Raw genomic sequence first — 19873 nt, 5'->3', positions numbered from 1 at the left:
GGGTGCCGTCGGGGCCGTCACCAGTAGGTACGGATGCGCCCGTCATCCTGCCCGGCAAGCCCGGCGCGGCCGCCCGTACGGCGACGCCCGGGCAGCGGGTCGGGCCGACGCCCTCGCCGACGGTGGCCGCCGACGTGCGGTTCGCGGAGGGCATGATCCCGCATCACCGCCAGGCCCTGGAGATGACCTCCCTGGTGAACGAGCGCACCACCACGCCCGGCACCCTCGCCATCGCCCGCTCGATCACCGCCGCCCAGACGCCGGAGATCAAGGCCATGACCGGCTGGCTGTCCGAACTGGGCCGCTCCGTCCCCGCCGGCCACGGGCACCAGCAGGCGGCCGCGTACGGGATGGCGACCCAGGAGCAGCTCAACGCGCTGCGCGCGGCCAAGGGCGGCGCGTTCGACCGGCTGTTCCTGCAACTGATGACCCGGCACCATGAGGGGGCGGTGAAGATGGCGGGCGAGGAGCTGGCGGACGGGCGTGATCGGCGGATGCGGATGATGGCCAAGGACGTGTACTCGGGGCAGAGCATCGAGATCGGCCGCATGCGAAAGGTCCTGGAGTCACTGCCCGCCTGAGGGATCGCCGCCTGCCCATGCTTCAGCGGTGGCTGCGGCGGCCCGGCCCATGGTCCACAGATCGGCGGCGAAGGGGGCGTAGCGGCGGTGCGCGTCCTGACCCCGGATGGTGGCGCTCTGCCCGGCCGGCAGGCGCAGCACGTCCTCGGCGCGCGGCGGCGTCTCGACGACCCGATAGCGGGTCTCGCCGTCGGTGGTCACCAGCCCCGCCGCCACCAGCAGCCGGAGCAGCTCACGGCGCGTGGCAGGCGCGGGCACCCCGAGCTTTACGGCGTACTCCGGCAGCTCGACGGAGAGCGCGGCATCCCAGGGCCCGGAGCCGCTGGACCACGGCTGATAGGCGGCCGCGACCTGCTCCTCGGTGGCCGCACCACCCACCGCCGACGCCGTACAGCACCTCATAACCAGGGCGCCCGAGAACGACGTCCCAGCCGGTGCCCGCGGGCCGGCTCCTGGCCTGCCATCGAGGAGGCTCGGGCGATCCTCCCCAGAACTGCATCCGCCACACATCACCCTCGGAGGCCGCGAGGCCGGGAATCTCCGGCGGTGTCCTTCGACAGGAGACCCGGACCCGGTAGAACCCCGGCGGGCCGATCTGGGGCGGGCGGTCCTCTTGGCGATCACCGCTCATCAAGGTGGTCAGGACGACCGAGCCGGTGGCGGAGTGATAGGAGGTCTCGACGACGTCATGCCAGTCATCGCCGTCTTGGGGCGGCGGACCGTTGCGCGGGCGCACCGCGAGCCGGCGCCCGCCTTGGCGATCGTCCCGCAGGACTGGACTGGACCGGAACGTCGAACTCGCCGAGCAGGGGCAGGCCAGGCACCGACCGGGACGCCGGATCCACGCCCCAGGTGTCCCTGACGACGATCATTCCGTGTTCGGGCCAATGACCATCTACGGTAAGGATCTTCACACGCAGACCCTACGATCCATCCATCCGTCCGGCTCAGGGGAGCGTGCCGGACGGTGGTGACCCTCGTTCAGGAGGGCCAGAGCATGTTGGTCAGCTCGGCGTCCAGATCCATGTAGTCGGTTTCCCGCCCCGCCGGCACCTTCTCATAGGTGCGATGGAGGAACTCGGTGAGCGGGGCCAGCGGTACTTCGAAGAGCGCCTGCCCGAACGGCGACGTAAGGCTGATGTGCAGCGTGCGTTCGCCGTCGGCGCGTGCGGGCCACACCTGCACGTCGCCGTCGCCGACACGTCGTACGATCCCTACGGTCAGCAGTTCGCGAGCAAAGATCCACTCGACCGGCTCGTCGTTCCCTACGTGGAAGGCCATGCGGATGGCGTACGGATCGTCGGCTGTGTAGCTCAGTCCGGCGAGCAGGGGGACGGTAGTACGGTCGGGGACCACTAGCCGAAGGCCAAGCTCGGCGGAGACGGTGGTGCTGTTCATCGTCAGCCAAACCTTTTCGTCGTAGGTCCCCTCTTCGGGGCTTTCACTGCTCTGACGGACTTCGTCCTGAGCTATGACGCGGAACGAAGAAACCTGTAGGAAAGATTCCGCTTCTAGGGCCTTCTGTAACGCACATCACAGCTGGACATTTAGGCATCTACCAGGCTAAACGGCATCAATCGGGTCGTATTTACAAGGGTTTTGCGTGCGGTGGAGCCCTTCCCCGTCCGCGCCGACCATGAACGTTTTTCGCCAAAGATCGCGGCCGATGCCTTCCGGGACACGACGATGGTATGACACACGCCCGCCACGCCGATGGGCAACCGCCGCGTTTCACCCGAATCCCTCTGACCGCCCTCCCGCCCAGCCCCGGCCCCTTGATCGTCCCCACCGGTTTCCGCTTCGCCATCAGGTGCCAGAGTGCGGTATGGTTTTCCACGTCGGCACCGCAAGGCACCGGCAGGGCGGGCGATTAGCTCAGGGGGAGAGCGCTTCGTTCACACCGAAGAGGTCACTGGTTCGATCCCAGTATCGCCCACCACGCTCAAGGGTCGCTTCCCATCACGGGAGGTGGCCCTTTTCGCGTTCCGGGTCAGAACGCGCGTGAGCGGCGCATGTTTCGGGGCCGGCCGTCCGGGTCCACCGCGATGCGGTACAGCGGCATCGCCATCAGCTTCTGCAGGTGCGACAGGTGCGGCGCGGGGTGGGGGCGGAGGCGGCCGGGTGGGCGGGGGCCTGTGCGGCCGGAGTTGTGCCAGGTTTCGAGGGTGGCCGCGGTGCGGGCGAACGCGTCGAAGGCGACCGCCGGGTCGGACAGGTCGTCCACCCGTTCGGCCGGCCGGTCGAGGTGTTCGGCCATGAGGGTCAGGCGCAGGTCGCGGGCGAAGCGGAGAGCGCCGGCCGGTTGGCGGGGGTCCTCGTGTTCGTCCAGGACGGCGCAGCTGAGCTCCGAGTCGTACGTCCACGAGCGCAGGTTGACGTTGTCCGAGCCCACCGTGGCCCAGACGTCGTCCACGACGCAGACCTTCGCGTGGACGTACACGGGGACGCCCTGCTCGTTCTCCAGGTCGTAGATGGCCACCCGGTCGCCGCCGGCCTGGCTCAGGCGGCGCAGCGCGCCGGCGCGGCCGATCAGGCTGGCGGGGGAGGCCAGCCAGCCGTCCTGGTCGGGGTGGCGGGGCACGACGACCACCATGCGCAGGCCCGGCTCGCGTTCGAGTGCCTCGGCGAAGGGTTCGATGACCTCCGTGGACCACAGGTACTGGTCCTCCAGGTAGATCAGCGAGCGGGCCCGGGCCAGGACCTTGCAGTAGGCGCGGGCGATGCTGCGCTCGCCGCCCGGCGCGAACGGGTAGCCGCGGCGCCGGGCCGGGTACGTGCGCAGGAGTTGCACGTGGTGGTGGCCCGCGCGGGGCGGCGGCGGGCCGGGCTTGGGCAGGGGAGGGGCGTCGTCGAGGTGGCCGAAATGGTCGCGTACGCGCCGCAGTGGATCGCGGGTCTCGGGGGCGGGGTCCTCCCAGCGTTCGCAGAAGACCTCCTCGACCTGCGCGACGGCGGGCCCGCGGATGGCCACCTGGACGTCGTGCCAGGGCGGCCGGGGACCGTACACGGAGGGCATCGGGGCCGGCTGCGGGTCGCCGCCGTGGCGGGCGTCGTCGCGGCGGCTGTGGCACAGGTCGACGCCGCCGACGAAGGCCACGTCCTCATCCGGTTCGCGGTCGTGGCGCAGGATGACGAACTTCTGGTGGTGCGAGCCGCCCGCCTTCGTCCGGGTGTCCAGCAGCGCCTGGCCGCCGGCGGCCTCGATGGCCTGGCCGAGGTGGCGGTTCTCGGCGGAGCTGAAGCGCAGCAGGTCGAGGTGGGAGCGCCAGATGAGGCCGCGTACCAGGGCGCCCCGTTCGGCGGCGGCGGCCATCGCGGCGCCCACGCCGGGGCCGTCGGGGGTGAGGCGCTCGTCGGGGTCGCCGCGCCAGTCGGCGAACAGCAGCAGGTCGTCCTTGCCGAGCCGGTCGAGACGGGCGTTCAGCTCGGCGAAATAGGTGGCGCCGTGGATGAGCGGGCGCACGTCATTGCCGGACGACCAGGGTTCGAGCTTGGTCGCCGGGTTGCCCCGCTCCTCATCGGTGAGGAACCAGTCCTGGATGCGCATCCGTTTCCGGCTACCCCGAGAGCGGGCGCTGATACCTCTCCAGCACGGGTTCCGGGGCGGCCGGCGCGGTGCGGTCGGCGGGCAGGCGTACGGTGAACGTCGCGCCGCCGCCCGGCCTGCCGTCCACCGTGATGGTGCCGTTGTGACCGTCCACCACCTCCCGTACGAGCGCCAGCCCCAGCCCGAACCCCGCCCCCACGAACGGCGTGAACAGCCGCTCGGTGTCGTCCGGGTCGAGCCCGGCCCCGTCGTCGCGCACGACGAGCTGGACCGTCCCGGGCTCGCTGGACAGCGTCACCCAGATGTGGCCGCCGGCGCCCGTGTGGCCGAGCGCGTTGTCCAGCAGCGCCGAGATCACCCGGCGCAGCGCGGACTCCACGCCGCGCACGACGTGGTCGCCGGGCCCGTCGCAGCGGACCTCGACGATCACCCGCTGGGCCGCCGCCCTGGCGTTCTCGGTCACGGCCGGCTCGGTGGCCAGCACGGCCAGGTCCACCGGCCCGAACGGGCGGCGCAGGCGCTTGAGCTGCGCCGAGCGCAGCAGGTCCTCGACGACCTCGCCGAGCTGCCTGGTGCCGATGACGAGCTGGTCCACCTCGTCGATGAGCAGGATCGGGTCGGTGCCGCCGCGCAGCCGCCGCGACAGGAGCTGGGCGCGGGTGTGCAGGCGGGTCAGCGGGCTGCGCAGCTCGTGGCTGACGTCGGCGGCGAAGCGGCGCTGGCGGGCCAGGGCCTCGCCCAGCGGCGCGATCGCGTGGCGGGAGACGACCTGGCCGACCAGGAGCGCGGCCAGCAGGCCGGCGACCTCGGCCCCGAAGAGGGTACGCAGCAGCCGCTGACGCTCGCCGGCCTGGTAGCGCAGGTCCATCACGGACTGGATCGTCGTGGCGCCGCGCTGCCGGGTGTGGATCAGGTAGTCGCGCCCGGCCACCGTGACCTGCGTGGTCTCCGGCCCGGCCCCGGCGGCGACCTGGGCCAGGGACGTCCGCACGGGGAGGGCGGCCGGCGCGCCGGGGGAGCCCTGGACGGTGCCGTCGGGGCGCAGCTCGTACAGCCACACGCAGGGCGGCGGGTGGGCGACGGGCGAGCGCTGCGCGGCGGAGGCCAGGTCGCGCCGGGCCGAGCCGGTCTGGGAGTGCACCATGGCGCAGTAGACCAGCACGCCGACGAGCGCGAGCACGACCGAGATCGCGCCCGCCACCTGCACGGTGAGGCGGCGGCGGGCCCGGATGAGCAGGAGCCGGTCTGGGTCGGGGGCCGGACGGTTCATAGCCGGCCCAGGCGGTAGCCCACACCTCGCACGGTGCACACGACCCCGGGGCCCAGCTTGTTGCGCAGATAGTAGACGTAGGTGTCCACGATCGATTCCTTGTTCGCCCCGTCGAAGACCCGCTGGCGCAGAGACCTGCGGGTGTGCACCTGCCGCGGGCGGGCGGCCAGCGCGCTGAGCAGCCGGCACTCCTGCCCCGACAGCGCCACCTGCTCCCCGGTCGGCAGCCGGACGAGGTGGGAGTCGGCGTCCAGCCAGCCGGCGCCGAGCGGCAGCAGCCGGGCCTGGTCGAGGTTGCGGCGGTGCAGCGCGCGCACCCTGGCCAGCAGTTCCTCGATCTCGAACGGCTTGACCAGGTAGTCCTCCGCGCCCGCGTCCAGCCCGGCGACCCGGTCGGAGACCGAGCCGAAGGCGGTGAGCACGAGCACCGGTACGGTGACCGCCTGCCGCCGCAGCCGTCGCAGCAGGTCGATGCCGTCGAGGGCGGGCAGGCCGCGGTCGACGATGAGCACGTCGTAGGCGCGGCTCAGCCCGAGATGCAACCCCGTCTGTCCCTCCAGTGCCAGATCGACCGTGTAGCCCTGTTCTGTGAACAGGCCGACCAGCATGTGACCCAGTTCGCGGTCGTCCTCGACGAGCAGCAGCCGACGGGAGGGGAGGGCGGCCGTGCCCGATGTCCCAGCCACGCCCCAACCGTTACATCACCGCCGGGGATTTACCAGGTCCACTGCATGATTGGACCGACGGCAAATCCGCATCAACCCGCCCACATGGGCAAATATCAGGAATTGGACCTCACGGTCACCGGCGGTTCCGCGGCCGGCTCGGCCTTGGCGTCCCGTTCGAGGCGGTCGGGCAGCGCCAGCTTGTACAGCGGCAGGGCGCCGGCCGTGGTCAGGACGGCCACGAGGACCAGCATCGCGAACAGCTCCGAGGTGATCATGCCCTGGGCCAGGCCGATGTTGATGAAGATGAGGATCATCAGGCCGCGGGCGTTCATGAGCGCGCCCACCGCGTACGACTCCCGCCAGCTGAACCCGATCCCTCGCATCGCCAGCGAGCAGCCGAAGTACTTCCCGCTGAACCCGGCCAGCAGGATCACCGCGAACGCCAGCAGCATGGTCCCGCCCGCGATGCCCCCGAGCTGCGTGTTCAGCCCGGAGAAGGTGAAGAAGGTGGGCAGCAGCAGCGTCGAGACGATCTCCATCATCCGGCCGTGCAGCACCCGGCGGAACTCGGCGTCGCGCGGCATGGCCAGGCCCGCGATGAAACCGCCGAAGACCGCGTACACGCCGATCCAGTCGGTCGCCCAGCCGGCGGCCAGGGGGATGAGGACGACGATGTACACGTGGGTGGCGCTGAACCGGCCGGTGCGCGCGACGGTCCTGCCCATCGGGCGCAGCATGGGCCGGACCACCGTGAGCATCACGATCGCGAACCCCACGGTCAGGCCGATCGTGGGCAGCGCGCCGCTCGCGCCGGTGCCGAGGTGCATGGCCGACAGGACCGCCAGGATGCACCAGGCCAGGGCGTCGTCGACGGAGGCGGCCAGCAGGGTGAGGCGGCCGATGGGGCTGTTCTCCAGGCCGCGCTCGTACAGGATCCTGGCCAGCATGGGGAAAGCCGTCAGCGACAGCGCGCCGCCGACGAACAGGGCGAACTGGAACGGCGGCACGTCGGGGCGCGAGAGCGTGCTCCACAGCAGCAGGCCGGTGCCGAAGCCGAGCAGCATGGACGGGACGATCCCCGACGTGGCCAGCACGGCCGCCTTGCGCAGCTCGTTCGGCGTCCGCGCGCTGTGGTCGAGGCCGGCGCCGACCAGGAACATGTAGAGGGTCAGGCCGATGGTGCTCAGCACGTACAGGACGGGTCTGACCTCGGGCGGGAACAGGGCGGCCTGCGCGTCGGGGAACAGCCACCCGAACAGCGTGGGCCCGAGGAGCACGCCGGCGACCATCTCGCCGAGCACGCGCGGCTGCATCACCATGATCGCCAGCCGCCCGCAGACCGCCGCGGTGATCAGGAGGACCACCAGGGCGGGAAAGACCTTCAGCATGATGGCGAGGTTGGCGTCGGCGGGAGCGACGTAGGCCAGGTAGGGCATTCCGGTTTCTCCGCTCGGAAAGGGGTCAGGGGTCGAAGTGGCGCCCGCACAGCCGCTGCCTGCGCGCGTCCCAGACCATGTACGTGCCGAGGACGAGCTGTACGAGGCTGCGCCAGACGTCCTCCCAGCGGTCGCGGACGCGCATGTACGCCAGCGCGGCACGCGGCGACCGGCGGGCGGCGCCGAGAGGGGTGAGCAGACAGGGCCCCCGGTTCGGCAGGGACCTGGTGTGGGAGGCGGAGGAATCCAGGCGGTAGCGCCGCAGGACCTCCTGGGCCGCCACCCGCATGGCGATCGGCGCCAGCCGCCAGGCCGGGCACGGCCGGTTGGCCGCGACGCCGAACGGGATGTGGTTCAGCTCCTTGACCGGCCGGTGGAACCGGTCCGGGTCGAAGCGGCCGGGATCGGCGAAACCGGCCCGGTGGAACTCCGGGTAGTTGAAGCAGAGCACCGAGCCGGCCGGGATCGCGGCGTCCTCGTCGAGCGGGATCGCGCCGGTGGTGATGCGGTGGGCGATGCCGAACAGCGGATAGAGCCGCAGCGTCTCGGCGATCACCTGGTCGAGGTAGCGGGAGTCGCCCGTACGGGCCCGTTCCTGCACGCCGGGATGCTGGGCCAGGACCATCAGCAGGTGCGCCATGGCCTCCGACATCTGCACGACGGCGGTGTTGAAGAAGGCGCCCTGCAGGTAGAACGCCTGCTCCCGGGGGGTGAGGTCGGGCGGCAGCGGCAGGCGCACCCTCGACAGGCGGGCGGTGAGATAGCGGGTCAGGCGGTGGCGGCGCTCCATGTGCCGCAGGCCCGTGCACTTGAGCGAGGTGACGACGTCGTTCGCGTTGCCGATGATCAGGTCGCGGGCGGCGCGCGGGCAGGGCTCGGCGAACACCAGCTCGTACGAGAACTCCGCCCACAACGGCATCATCAGATCCCGCAGCCGGACGAACCCGCCCGCGTCCCCGAGCGTGCGGACCGCGCAGCGGCGGGTGAGCTCCTCGGCCTCCCCGCGCGGCACGGCCAGCAGATCACGGGTGACGCGGGCGACGGCGTCGTAGCGCTCGCCCGCCTCCAGGTGCTCCTGGTGCATCTCGGGGCCGGGCGACAACCAGTACCAGAACAGGTCCGACAGCGCGGCGCCCCTGCTGCGGCCGCCCGCGGCCGGGTGCGAGTAGATCTCCCTGAAGCGCTCGACGCCGACGAGGTCGCCGGGCACGGGGATGCCCTCGTCGCCGTTGATCCGGGAGAACAGGCGGGCGCGCAGTGCCACGACCCGGCCCGGCAGCCACCACGGCAGGCTCACCACGACGGCCAGGGTCAGCAGCAGCGCGATCATCATCAGACCGGTACCGAGGCGGTCCTGCGGGCGAAGAAGGCCCTGAGCGGCTCGACGTGGACCTCAGGCGAGTCCCACTCGTTCTCCAGGTTCTCGGTGATGTGGTGGGCGACGGGGGCCTGGCCGGGCAGGTGGTGCCGGACCACGGGGTGCAGGTAGTGGCCCTCGTGGGCGCGGGCCGCGTCGGTCTGCCTGATGCGGCCGACCGCGATGTCGAAGGGGTCGATCTTGTCGTGCTCGGGGCCGTACTCCAGGGTGATCGCGAAGTGGCCGCGGTCGCCGATCGGCGGTCCCTGCAGGTCGTGGGGGAGCTCCTCCATGTAGCGGGCGGTGCCGTCGCCCACCACGATGACGTCGGCCAGCAGGCCGAACTGCTGCCACAGGGCCGAGGAGCGGTTGACGCGCTCGATGACGGCCGCCGCGAGCGCCGCCGGGTCGGCGGGCAACTCCCGCGCCGGCCACGGGACGTCGTGGTAGCGGGACTCCAGGACGCGGTGCAGGGCGCGGACGCCGTACCTGAAGCCGTGGATGAAGCCGCTGGTGCCGCGCCTGAAGTCGCGCGACTGGGTGATCGTGCCGGCGAAGTACAGGCCGGGCACGTCGGCCGACTCGTAGGCCGGGGTCAGCGCAGGGAACCTGTCGTTGATCGTCAGGGCGGGCCGGCAGGAGTCGGCGAAGATCGAGGAGTCGAACCGGAAGCCGGTGCAGACGATCACGCTGTCGTACGGGATGTCCTTGGTGACCTCGTTCACCCGGGCGAAGGACACCGTCACCAGGTACGTGCCGTCCGGGCGCCGCTCGATGTTCTTGACGTCGCCGTCGAGGATGGCGTTCTGGGACTTGAGCTGGTAGGTGTCGAGCAGGCTGTTGTTGATCGCGCGCAGGTGCCCGACGTAGTGCGTGCGCCACGCCATGCGCAGCGAGTGCGGGCCCGACACGTGGATGACCGCGGCGGTCTCGATCAGGTTGTCGGCCGTCTCGAAGCCAGAGTTGCCCTTGCCGATGATGAGCACCCGCTGCCCGAGGTAGTCGGCCGGGTCGGTGGAGGCGGTGCCGTAGAGCTGAGCCGTCTCGATGCCCGGAATGGGCGGGAGGTTGGGGCGGGTGACGCCGGCCGCGACGACGACCCGTTTCGCCTCGTACGTGCGCCCGCCCTCGTCGGTCACCCGGAACACCTCGCCGGGACGCTCGACCCGGACCACGCGGGAGTCGTAGGAGACGCGCAGCCCGCACGTCTCGGCGAAGTCGGTGAGGTAGCGGACCATGTCGTCGGCGTGCGGGAAGTACCGGTCGCTGTAGTGGGTGAACAGCAGGCCGGGGTCGTCGGACAGCAGCGAGTTCCAGTCCATCCGGAGGTTGAGCTCGGGGTCGTCCCAGCCGGTGTGCTTCTTGTTGATCGAGATGAGCGTGCGGTGGCGTGGGAAGGTGCGGAAGAACTGGCCCGGTCCCGGCCCCGCCTCGAGGATCAGGTAGTTCCGGCCCGTTTTCTGCAGGAGGTGGCCGAGCTGCAGGCCGGCGGGCCCGGCTCCGATCACCAGGTAGTCCAGGGAATTGTCCGGCACTGACGCCTCCAGACCAGCGATGTGGTTGAACGGACAACGTCAGTGTTGGCGGGCGATTCTCAGAAAATGCTCAGAGAATCCGGTTCAGCAGGGCGCGCTTGTCGGGCTTGCCGCTGGTGGCGACGGGGACGCCGGGCACCAGGGTGATCGTCTGGGGCACGCTGTCGCCGCCCAGCTCGCCGCGCACCAGCTCGGCCAGGCCGGCGCGGTCCGGGACGCGGCCGGGCGCGGGCACGACGAACGCGTGCACGGCCTCCCCGGTGCCCTCGTCGGGCGCGCCCGCCACGTACGCCTCGTCCACGTCGGGATGGCCGGTCAGCACGCGCTCGATCGGCCCCGCGTAGACGACCATCGCGTTGACCATGATGACGTCGCGGGTGCGCCCCGCCAGGTGCAGGAAACCGTCCGCGTCCACGTGGCCGAGGTCGCGGGTGCGCAGCCAGCCGTCCCGCAGGGTGTCGCGGGTCTCCGCCTCGTCGCCCCAGTAACCCGCCATGAGGTACGGGCTGCGCACGTGGATCTCGCCGGTCGCGCCCGCGGGCAGCTCGGCGTCGTCGTCGTCGCGCACGCTGAGCTCGACCCCGGGATGCGGCCGGCCGACCGGATCCAGGACGCCCGCCGCGATGTGCTCGGGCGTCAGCATGGCCACGTTGCCCGCCTCGGTCTGCCCGTACCCCTGGTAGACGACCGGCCCGAGCCGCCGAGCCGCCGCCGCGAGCCGTTTCGGGCCGATGGGCGAGCCGGACACCATGAGCGCCCGCAGGCTGGAGACGTCCGCGTCGTCTGCCAGGTCCAGGAGCTGGAACAGGCGCGGCACGGTGATGATCGACCCGGTGATCCGGTGGCGCTCGATCGCGTACGGGAACATCGGCCGCCCGTCCTCCTCCGGGATCACCGCGGTGCCGCCGCCCAGCAGGCACGGCGCCAGGAACTCCATCACCACCATGCTCGCCAGCGTGCCGAACAGCAGATACCGCTCGAACCCCGCCGCGAACGCCCGCGCGACCGGCGACCACACGCGCGGCTGCCACGCCCAGTGCTCGCTCAGCGCCCGGTACGTGATCGCGCACCCCTTCGGCCGCCCGGTGCTGCCGCTGGTGAACGTCAGGGCGGCCACGTCGTCGGGCCGGGCGCCCACCTCCAGCGGCCCGCCGTCGTCGGGTCGGGCCAGCAGGTCGGCCGCGCCCGCCACCGGGCCGAGCGACAGCGCCGTCCCCGTGCTCATGAGGCCCGGCGCGGCCGTTCCCGGGTCCACGAGCACGGCGTCGACGTCCATGGCGAGCACGTGGGCGAGCTGGCCGGGCGGGTAGCCGGGGCGGATGCCGACGACGCGGCAGCCCAGCGCGTGGGCCGCCATGTGGGCGGCGAACGCCTCGGGGGTGACGGCCGTGCGGACGGCGACCGCCCGGCCGGGGCCGAGGCCCGCCGCGCGCATCGCGCCCGCCAGGCGGCGGATCAGGTCCAGCAGCTCGGCGCGGGTGACGGTCCTGCCCGCGTGCTCGAAGGCCGGGGTCGCGGGGGCGGCGCGCAGGGCGTGGAGGAGGGGGTGCGGGAAGAGCATGGCCGGGCTCCTCTGAGCGATTTCCCATTTAGATATGTCGTCATATAACGGGATTCAGATCAGAGCTAGATCAGAGAGGTGGGCTCGGCGTGGACGTGATCGGCGCGGGGTTCGGCCGTACGGGGACGCGGTCGCTGAAGGCGGCGCTCGAACTGCTCGGGTTCGGTCCGTGCTACCACATGTCGGCGGTCATCGCGGAGCCGTACCGGGTGCGGCAGTGGCTCGACGTGGGCGAAGGGCGGTCCCAGGACTGGGACACGGTGTTCGCGGGGTTCCGGTCGGCGCTCGACTGGCCGGCGTCGGCGTACTGGCGGGAGCTGGCCGCGTACTATCCCGATGCCAAGGTCATCCTGACCGTCCGCGACCCCGCCCGCTGGTACGACAGCGTCAGCGCCACCATCTTCCGCAGCGCGCTGGACCAGCGGCGGCCGTCACTGCGCCGCCGGGCGATCCGCCGGCTGGTGAGCTGGCGGTCCCCGGACTTCGCGCTGTACCCGCGCATGGCCAGGGCCACCTTCATCGACCGGGTCTTCGACGGCCGCGTCGGCGATCGTGACCACGTCATCGAGGTCTTCGAACGGCACGTCGCCGAGGTGAAGGCGGCGATTCCGGGCGATCGGCTGCTGGTGTTCGAGGCGGGGGAGGGGTGGGAGCCGCTGTGCGCGTTCCTCGGGGTGCCGGTGCCCGAGGTGCCGTACCCGCGGGCCAACGAGCGGGCGGACTTCAGGCGCAAGCGGCCGCGCCGCCTGTTACGCCTGATCGTGCGCGGCCGCTGACCCCCTAAGCAAGGAGCGCGTCGATCCTGGCCGTCGTGAGCGGCCGGCCGAGCATGGTGCCGATCCGCCCGCGCGCCCTGGACCGGTTCTCGTCCGTCTCCTGGGGCGACAGCGCCCGCCGGATGTAGAACTCCAGCAGGTGCCCCTGCTCGGCGATCGCCATGGAGAAGTCGGCCGGCTCCGCGAGCCGCCCGGGACCGCCCGCCGCCCGGTAGGCGTCGTAAGCGGCGGCGGCGTCGGGCAGGTCGGCCAGGATCTTGGCCAGCTCCCACGACGGCCGCGCCGGGCCGCAGTTCTCCCAGTCCAGCACCACCACGCCGCCGTCGTCCCGCGCCCGCAGCACGTTCTCCAGGTTGACGTCGCAATGGCAGGTGGTGAGGGAGGCCGGGTCGGGCGCGACGACCAGGGCGTCCAGCGCGACCAGCTCGGGCAGCAGCCGGTCGAGCGCGGGCGACCACTCCTCGCCCGCCGCCGCCGTCGCCAGCGCCTCCCAGCGGGCCGGGCCGATCGGCTCGGAGAACCACGGGATGACCGGGCCGGACGCCGGGTGCGCCACCCGGTGCAGCCCGGCCGTGACCGCCCCCAGCTCCGCCGGCGTGACCTGCTGCCCGGCCGCCAGATCGACCCACTCGTACACCCGGAAGCCGCCGCACATCACCGTGCCCTCCAGGGTCGGCCGGGGCCGTGGCAGCCTCACCCCCGCGGCGGCGGCCGCGAGCTGGAAGGCCACGTCGGCCCGCGCGTCCCGCTCCTCGACCGGCACGAGCAGCTCCTTGACCGCCCACGTGCCCGAGGCCGTGTCGAGCCGCCAGATCCGGCCCAGCTCACCACGCGCCGCGTACGCCGGTGGGCCCAGTGGCTCCCCGAGCCCGTACGCCCGCGCCAGCTCTTCGATCCTGCCGTTGTCGACCATGTTCTCAAGCCTGGATCACGACCCCCTAAGCTGCGGTGGATGAGCGCACGAAATGTTCTGGTCACGGGGGCTTCGAGGGGAATCGGACGGGCGGTGGCGAGCGCCTTCGCCGCCGCGGGCGACCGTGTCGCGATCCATCACCGCGACTCCGCCAAGGAGGCCGAGAGCCTGCTCGGCACGCTGCCCGGGCAGGGCCACACGGTGGTCCAGGCCGACATGGCCGACGCCGATGCGGTGCGGCGCATGGCCGACACCGCCGCCGAGGCCCTGGGCGGGATCGACGTGCTGGTCAACAACGCGGGCATCTTCCTCCACCACCCCATCGCGGAGACCTCCTACGAGGAGTGGCAGCGGGCCTGGCGGCGCACGCTCGACGTCAACCTGGTGGGCGCGGCCAACCTCATCTGGTGCGCGCTGCCGCACATGCCCGCCGGCGGCCGGGTCATCAACGTCACCTCGCGCGGCGCCTTCCGCGGCGAGCCCGACAGCCCGGCCTACGGCGCGAGCAAGGCGGGCCTGAACGCCCTGGGCCAGTCGCTCGCCATCGCCCTGGCCCCGCGCGGCGTCGCGGTGGCCATGGTGGCGCCGGGCTTCGTCGAGACGGACATGACCAACGAGCACCTCAAGTCCCCGCGCGGCGACGCCATCCGGGCTCAGAGCCCGTTCGGCCGGGTCGCGCGGCCGCAGGAGATCGCCGCCGCCGTCCTCTACCTGGCCTCCCCGGCCGCCGAATGGGCCAGCGGCACCGTCCTCGACCTGAACGGCGCCTCCTACCTCCGCTGACCGGAATCTGGGGATCTTCCCGGATTGGCGGGTTATGGTGAACTCGGCACGTCGGGATCTCGCGCAGAGGGGACGTTGTGGCCAAGGGCTGTGGGTGGGCGCTGGGATTGTTAGCGGGCTGCGCGGTCGTCCTGGTGGTCTGCTTCGTCATCGCGGTGGAGGCCGGTCCCCGGGCCTCGTTCGTCGTCCTCGCGCTCGCCCTGCTCAACCTCTGCGGCTACCTCGTCGGCCACGACGCCCTGCGCCGCAGGCAACTGGCCGACGAGGAGGGCCGGCAGCTCGCCAGGGAGCGCGACCACGTCAAGCGCACGGTCGACTTCGTCGCCGACCCCGGGCTGACCGAGGAGGAGCGGCTGGCCGTCATCGACTGCTTCATCCCGAGGCTCGGACTGAGCGCCGCGCGGTCGCCGTACCGGGACAGGTTCGTGCTGGTGCCGGAGCTGGACCCGGGGGCCCGCGCGCTCCTGGAACGCGCCAGATCGGCGGTCATGTCCGTTTACACCTCCGAGGCCATGCGCACCCGCCTGCTGGACGGGCTGGCCAACGAGGTGCTGCTGCCCCGGCAGATCTGGGAGATCGCGCTGCTCTTACGCGTACAGACGCATCTGAACGAGGAGCAGGAGCGGGCCATGAGAGGGGTCGTGACACCCGAGCTGATGGCCGTCCTGGAGCCGCAGCAGGAGGCGCTGCGCCGCTCCGTGGCGGCGGTGACGGCCCGCGTCGAGAGCCTTGAGCGGTACGCCCACCGCGTCCAGGAGGCCGACGCCGCCCTGCGGGCCCGCGCGGCGCTGGACAACAACGACAAATACCGGGCGCTGCTCGCGCACACCGACGACGCCGACGCGATGCGCTCGCTCGAAGCGAGCGGCGACGCGCTGGAGCAGACCCTGGCCAAGAGCGTGCGTGAGGCCATCGAGGCAGGTCAGACCCTGGCCCTGTAACTCAGCGGCCCTGTAACTCAGCGGAGACGGCGCTCCAGCAGCAGCGCGCCCCGGCCGGGCAGCAGCGACCCGCACCATTCGCGCAGATCCTCCGGCTTGGGCCCGTTCACCTCGCCGCCGTCGAGCAGTTCGGCCCAGTCGAGCAGCGACTCGGCCAGCATCAGCGGCACCCCGCGCCGCTCGTGCACCTCGGCCGCGGCCTCGAAGTGCTCGGCGGCCCGCTGCCGGTCGCCCATCGCCACGCACAGGTGCGCCAGGTAGTGGTGGCCGCAGTGGTGCGCCACCGCGCCGTGCCCGAAGGTCTCCCCGTCGGAGGACAGCGAGGTGTAGAGCTGCCCGGCCAGCTCGGCCCGCCCCAGGCGGGCGGCGGCCACGGCCAGGTTGTCGAGAGCGGGCCGGTGCGCCATGTTGCGCGGCGGCTCGGCGCCCCCGCCGGCCAGGATGCGGTCGAGCAGGGGAGCGGCCTCCGCATCGGTCAGCTCGCACAGGTAGCGCAGCACCGCGTGCACCGGGTCGACCTGCGGGGCCTGGGCGATGCGGCGCAGCCGGTCGCGCAGCTCCCACAGCCGCCCCTGCAGCCGGCGGATCTCGGCGATCTGCTCGGAGTAGATGGCCACGGCCTCCAGGCGGCGGCCGATCCCGGAGCCCAGCCGCATCGCGGCCTCCGCCTCGGACTCGGCCTGCGCCAGGTCGCCCTGCATAAGGGTCAGCCCGGCCTTGGAGTAGCCGATCAGCCAGTTGAGGTGCGGCTGCCCGAGCCGCCTGGCCAGCTCGTCGGCCCGGTCGAGCAGGGTCGCGGCCTTGGCCGCGTCGCCGCTGTCGAGCACCGGGGGAGTGCGCTGCACGTAGGCGTGGAACAGCGCCAGGTCGTCGCCCGTCTGGCGGGCCGCCTCCAGCATCTCGTCGCCGTCGCGGTTGCGCTGGTGCAGCGGGTCGGCCGGGATGATGGTCAGGCTGCGCATCCCCAGCACGCTGGCCAGCGTGCGCGGGTCGCCGGCCTTGCGGGCCAGGGCCACCGCCTCGTCGCTGAGCGCGAAGCGGCGCTCGCCGTCGGGGGCCCAGATGAGCTCGGAGGCGAGCAGCGCGGCCAGCAGCGCCCTGGTGCTGACGTCGGTGGAGTCGACCACCTTGCGGGCCTCGGTGAGCAGCGCGATGCGCTGCTGGTCGGGGGCGGCCGAGACGGTCGAGAAGCCGCGCTCGCCGCCGAGCGCGGCCAGCACGATCAGGTCGCCGCGCCCGCACTCCCTGGCCAGGTCGGCCGCCTGCGCGAGGGTCTGCCTGGCCTCCGGGTGCCCGGCCAGCCACATCGCCCTGCCGCACTCCACGAGCAGGTCCGCGCGCCGCTCCTGGGTGGCGCCGGGGTAGTCGCGCAGCAGGTCGAGCACCCGCTGGTACCAGGTGACCGCCTCGCGGTGGGCCAGCCCGGCCAGCGCGTGCCGGGCCGCGCGCTCGGCCGCGTCGGCCGCCGCGCTCACCCGGGCCGGGTCGCGGCCGTGCTCGGCGGCGGCCAGCAGGTGGGTGGCCACGACGTACGGCCGCGACTCCATCGCCTTCGGGTCGGACTGGACCAGCGCGTCGGCGACCCGCCCGTGCAGCAGCGCGGCGCGCGGCGGCGAGAGCGTGGCGTAGAGGGCGTTCCTGGTCAGCTCGTGGGAGAACTGGCAGGACCCGTTGTCCAGCATGGTCACCAGGCCCGCGCCCATGGCCTCCTCGACCGCGGCCACGAACCGGCCCTCACCGAGACCCGCGTCGTCGCCCAGGCCCCGGCGCAGCGCCGCCGACTCCATCCGCTCGCCCACGGCCAGCAGGCTGACCAGGTCTCTGGCGTCCGGGTGGAGCTGCGCCATGCGGGCCATGACCATCCGGGTGACCGAGTCGGGCACCGCCAGCGCGTCGAGTTCTTTGCCCGCGGCCAGCTCTCTGACGACCTCGCTGATGAGGAAGGCGTTGCCGCCGGTGATCCGGTGCAGTTGCGCGGCGTCGCCGCGGGCGCGCGCCTCCGTCAGCGCGTGGGAGACCTCGTCGAGCCCGAACGAGGGCACCTGGACGACGCGGGCGTCAGCGGTCAGCTTGTGCAGCTCCGGCACGGCCGTCTCGACCGGCACGGGCCGCGACATGGCCATGATCAGCAGCGGCAGCGCGTCGGCGTCCCACATGAGGGCGTTGAGCATCTGCAGCGACTCCAGCGTCGCCCACTGCAGGTCGTCGATCACCAGCAGCACCGGCCGTACGGTGGCCAGCCGCTCGATCAGCGTACGGGCCGCGGCCATGAGGTGGTAGCGCTCCGACACCGGCTCGGTCGCCGGCGGCACCTCCAGCGACAGCGGCGGCGCGGCCAGCGACGGCGCCAGCCGGACGAGCTGGCCGCACTGCTGGTCCACCCCGGCCCGCAGCAGCAGCGCGGGCGAGGTGCGGGCCAGCCGCTCCACCGCCGCCGCGATCGGCTCGTACGCCTGCCGCGCCGGATCCGTGCACCGCCCCGCCAGCACCGTGAACTGCCGCTTGAGCGCCCGCCTGGCCACCTCGGAGGCCAGCCGGGTCTTGCCCACCCCCGGCTCGCCCTCCAGGATCACCAGCCCGCTGCCGAACTCGGCCGCCGCCAACTCCCCGTCGAGCGCCCGCAGCTCCTCCTCCCGCCCGACGAAGGGCAGCACGTGCCCGTCGTCCAGCCACGGGGCCAGCCGGCCGCCCAGATGGTGGTCGGCGCTCTGCCAGTGCAGCTCGAACGTGTGCAGCGGCTCGCGCAGCCCCTTGCCGGGCAGCCGCCCGAGATCCTTGAACTCGTGCCTGCTGCGCCCCTGGGCGAGTCGCCGCACCAGGTCGGTGCAGAGCACCTGGCCGCCCTCGGCCACCGCGACCAGGCGGGCCGCCTCCACGGTCGGCAGCCCGCTCACGTCGTCGCGGCCCCAGGCGACGTCGCCCGCCGCGAGCGCGGCCCTGATGGAGATCTTCTCCTGGGCCCGTTCGTTCTCGTCGGCCACCGCCTGCTGCACCGCGATGATGGCGTCGAGCCCGGCCGTGGCCGAGTCGAACACCGCCATCAGCCCGTCGCCCAGGCTCTTGGTGAACGTCGACCCGCTCGCCGTCACCACCGAGCGCAGGAGCTGGTAGAGCCGCCGGAAGACGTCGTTGGCGCGTTCTTCACCGAGCCTGATCCGCAGCGCGGTGGAGCTCACCACGTCGGTGAACAGGATCGTCGCCGTGGTGAGGGTGCCCGGCTCATGTGGCGCAGTCACGTGCGCGGCCCTTTCAGCCCCTGCGTGGGCGCTCGAAGCTTCTCGCGGACGGTGCCGCGGATCGCGCGAGTCTTCACCGCCGGCTTGGACTGCTTGATCCGCCACGCGCGGGCCAGGTCGTCGGGGATCCTGAACGCCGCCGTCCCGTTGGAATGGCGGTCGATCAGGGCCACCACGATGTGACGGCCGGCCCTGCGTACCAGCCAGCGAATCACACCGCGCACCGGACGGGCCACCCATGGCGTCCGGTGAGCCTCGCGGCCCAGCCAGAACAGGGCCGTGCACCACCAGGCCGGCTTCGGTACGCCGAGCAGCTCGGGCACCCGGTCGGCGCCGTGCGCGGCGTCGCGGAAGATCCAGTGCACCAGGCTGCGCGGCAGTTTGCGCCAGCCCAGATGCATGAACCCCTCCATCTCCGACAGCAGGGTCGCCATCAGCCGGTGGCCCTCGTCGCTGGTCTCGCACAGGCGGCCCAGCCGCGCGCCGACGGGGTCGACGTCGTCGAGCGTGAGGGGGCCGTCGCGGCACACCTCCACGCCCATGAGGTGGCCGAAGACGCTCCAGGTGTAGAGGTGGGCCTCCCGCTCGTCGCGGCTCAGCTCCACGCCCATCGTCTCCATGGCCTCCCAGGTGACGACGGAGAAGTCGAAGAGCGTGGCCAGCAGCAGCTCCTGGTTGACCGGCGGCCCGAACCTGGCGGTGTCCCAGTCATCGGCGTGGCGCTCCTCGACCAGCGCGCGCACGAACGAGTGCAGGATCCGCAGCCCGATCGCCGTGGTGTGCCCAGGACGGCCCGGCTCCAGGCTGTCGGTGGCCTTGAGCCCCATCACGTCCACCAGCATCTGGCCGGTCTCGGCCACCCGGCGGGTGAGGCTGTGCGTGGCCAGGTGGGACACGCCCGCCAGCACCTTGGCGCTGGAGACCTCCACGTACGCCATCGGCAGGCAGGCGAAGAACAGCGCGGCCGACTGGTAGAGGCCGTAATCGGCGAAGACGGCCTGCCCCCGGGCGAGCATGGCCCGGTCGTGGCCCCACTCGGGCAGCTCCTTGGTGAAGTCGAGCGCCTCGAAGATGCCGGCGGACGGCGGCCTGCCGTCCTCCTTGGCCTGGCGCAGCTCGACGATCATGTCCTGCAGCAGTTGCAGCGGCCCCCGGTCCGCGGGCTGCGTCTCCAGATATTCGGCCACCACCTTGTCGACGTCTGGGTCCGCCTGCTGCCTGAGCTGCCGGAACCTCTCCGCCGGCCAGCGCTCATCTTGAACGTTCATG

16 protein-coding genes and 1 tRNA gene are annotated in these 19873 nt (G+C 72.4%); 5 read left to right on the top strand and 12 right to left on the bottom strand.

The window, feature by feature from the left end:
* The first annotated feature begins 2 nt into the window (after nt 1-2).
* A complete protein-coding gene (locus C4V41_RS25930) occupies nt 3-581 on the top strand; it encodes a DUF305 domain-containing protein (RefSeq protein WP_235030382.1) in 579 nt (192 codons plus the stop codon).
* Here C4V41_RS25930 and C4V41_RS25925 read toward each other — a convergent pair.
* Together C4V41_RS25925 and C4V41_RS25920 are read right to left on the bottom strand one after the other, a co-directional pair.
* A complete protein-coding gene (locus C4V41_RS25925) occupies nt 567-959 on the bottom strand; it encodes a DUF6042 family protein (RefSeq protein WP_103958542.1) in 393 nt (130 codons plus the stop codon). The two genes, C4V41_RS25930 and C4V41_RS25925, sit on opposite strands and share 15 nt — an antisense overlap.
* A 603-nt stretch (nt 960-1562) precedes the next feature.
* Nucleotides 1563-1979: an SsgA family sporulation/cell division regulator gene (locus C4V41_RS25920; protein WP_103958541.1), complete on the bottom strand. Its 417-nt coding sequence runs from the start codon at nt 1977-1979 to the stop codon at nt 1563-1565.
* Between the two features lie 466 nt (nt 1980-2445).
* Here C4V41_RS25920 and C4V41_RS25915 point away from each other — a divergent pair.
* Nucleotides 2446-2520: transfer RNA gene (locus tag C4V41_RS25915), tRNA-Val, on the top strand.
* Between the two features lie 51 nt (nt 2521-2571).
* On the opposite strand, the gene C4V41_RS25910 is transcribed toward C4V41_RS25915, so the two are convergent.
* The 7 genes from C4V41_RS25910 to C4V41_RS25880 form a co-directional block, all read right to left on the bottom strand.
* Nucleotides 2572-4128, bottom strand: a complete 1557-nt coding sequence (locus C4V41_RS25910; protein WP_103958540.1) for a phospholipase D family protein — start codon at nt 4126-4128, stop codon at nt 2572-2574.
* A 10-nt stretch (nt 4129-4138) separates the two neighbouring features.
* A complete protein-coding gene (locus C4V41_RS25905; RefSeq protein ID WP_103958539.1) occupies nt 4139-5398 on the bottom strand; it encodes a sensor histidine kinase in 1260 nt (419 codons plus the stop codon).
* Nucleotides 5395-6084 (bottom strand): response regulator transcription factor, encoded by a 690-nt coding sequence (locus tag C4V41_RS25900; RefSeq protein WP_235030381.1) that lies wholly within the window; start codon nt 6082-6084, stop codon nt 5395-5397. The genes C4V41_RS25905 and C4V41_RS25900 overlap by 4 nt, the downstream gene beginning before the upstream one ends.
* Before the next feature lie 95 nt (nt 6085-6179).
* Nucleotides 6180-7502, bottom strand: a complete 1323-nt coding sequence (locus C4V41_RS25895) for a cation:proton antiporter (protein WP_103958538.1) — start codon at nt 7500-7502, stop codon at nt 6180-6182.
* Between the two features lie 25 nt (nt 7503-7527).
* On the bottom strand, nt 7528-8835 hold the full coding sequence (locus tag C4V41_RS25890) for a cytochrome P450 (RefSeq protein ID WP_200824229.1): 1308 nt from the start codon (nt 8833-8835) through the stop codon (nt 7528-7530).
* Nucleotides 8835-10394, bottom strand: a complete 1560-nt coding sequence (locus C4V41_RS25885; RefSeq protein WP_200824228.1) for an NAD(P)-binding domain-containing protein — start codon at nt 10392-10394, stop codon at nt 8835-8837. Before C4V41_RS25885 ends, C4V41_RS25890 begins: the two co-directional genes overlap by 1 nt.
* 70 nt (nt 10395-10464) lie before the next feature.
* Entirely contained in the window at nt 10465-11955 is a 1491-nt protein-coding gene (locus C4V41_RS25880) for a class I adenylate-forming enzyme family protein (protein WP_103958537.1), read from the bottom strand.
* 89 nt (nt 11956-12044) lie between these two features.
* On the opposite strand from C4V41_RS25880, the gene C4V41_RS25875 reads away from it, so the two are divergent.
* Complete coding sequence (locus C4V41_RS25875; protein ID WP_103958536.1) at nt 12045-12731, top strand: sulfotransferase family protein; 687 nt, start codon at nt 12045-12047, stop codon at nt 12729-12731.
* Nucleotides 12732-12735: 4 nt separating this feature from the next.
* On the opposite strand, the gene C4V41_RS25870 is transcribed toward C4V41_RS25875, so the two are convergent.
* Nucleotides 12736-13644: a phosphotransferase enzyme family protein gene (locus tag C4V41_RS25870; protein ID WP_103958535.1), complete on the bottom strand. Its 909-nt coding sequence runs from the start codon at nt 13642-13644 to the stop codon at nt 12736-12738.
* A 39-nt stretch (nt 13645-13683) separates the two neighbouring features.
* On the opposite strand from C4V41_RS25870, the gene C4V41_RS25865 reads away from it, so the two are divergent.
* On the top strand, nt 13684-14427 hold the full coding sequence (locus tag C4V41_RS25865; protein WP_103958534.1) for an SDR family NAD(P)-dependent oxidoreductase: 744 nt from the start codon (nt 13684-13686) through the stop codon (nt 14425-14427).
* A gap of 77 nt (nt 14428-14504) precedes the next feature.
* Nucleotides 14505-15368 carry a hypothetical protein gene (locus C4V41_RS25860; RefSeq protein ID WP_146103785.1) on the top strand — a complete coding sequence of 288 codons (864 nt, stop codon included), beginning with the start codon at nt 14505-14507 and terminating at the stop codon, nt 15366-15368.
* Nucleotides 15369-15385: 17 nt separating this feature from the next.
* Here the strand turns inward: C4V41_RS25860 and C4V41_RS25855 are convergent, their stop codons facing one another.
* Nucleotides 15386-18604 (bottom strand): ATP-binding protein, encoded by a 3219-nt coding sequence (locus tag C4V41_RS25855; RefSeq protein ID WP_160150394.1) that lies wholly within the window; start codon nt 18602-18604, stop codon nt 15386-15388.
* Complete coding sequence (locus tag C4V41_RS25850) at nt 18601-19872, bottom strand: oxygenase MpaB family protein (protein WP_103958531.1); 1272 nt, start codon at nt 19870-19872, stop codon at nt 18601-18603. The genes C4V41_RS25855 and C4V41_RS25850 overlap by 4 nt, the downstream gene beginning before the upstream one ends.
* Between the last annotated feature and the right edge of the window lies 1 nt (nt 19873).

Origin of the sequence: Nonomuraea solani (assembly GCF_900108335.1) — a bacterium.
GTDB classification, from domain to species: Bacteria; Actinomycetota; Actinomycetes; order Streptosporangiales; family Streptosporangiaceae; genus Nonomuraea; species Nonomuraea solani.
The sequence above is the reverse complement of the archived record's forward strand: the minus strand, read 5'-3'. Positions and strand labels throughout refer to the sequence as shown.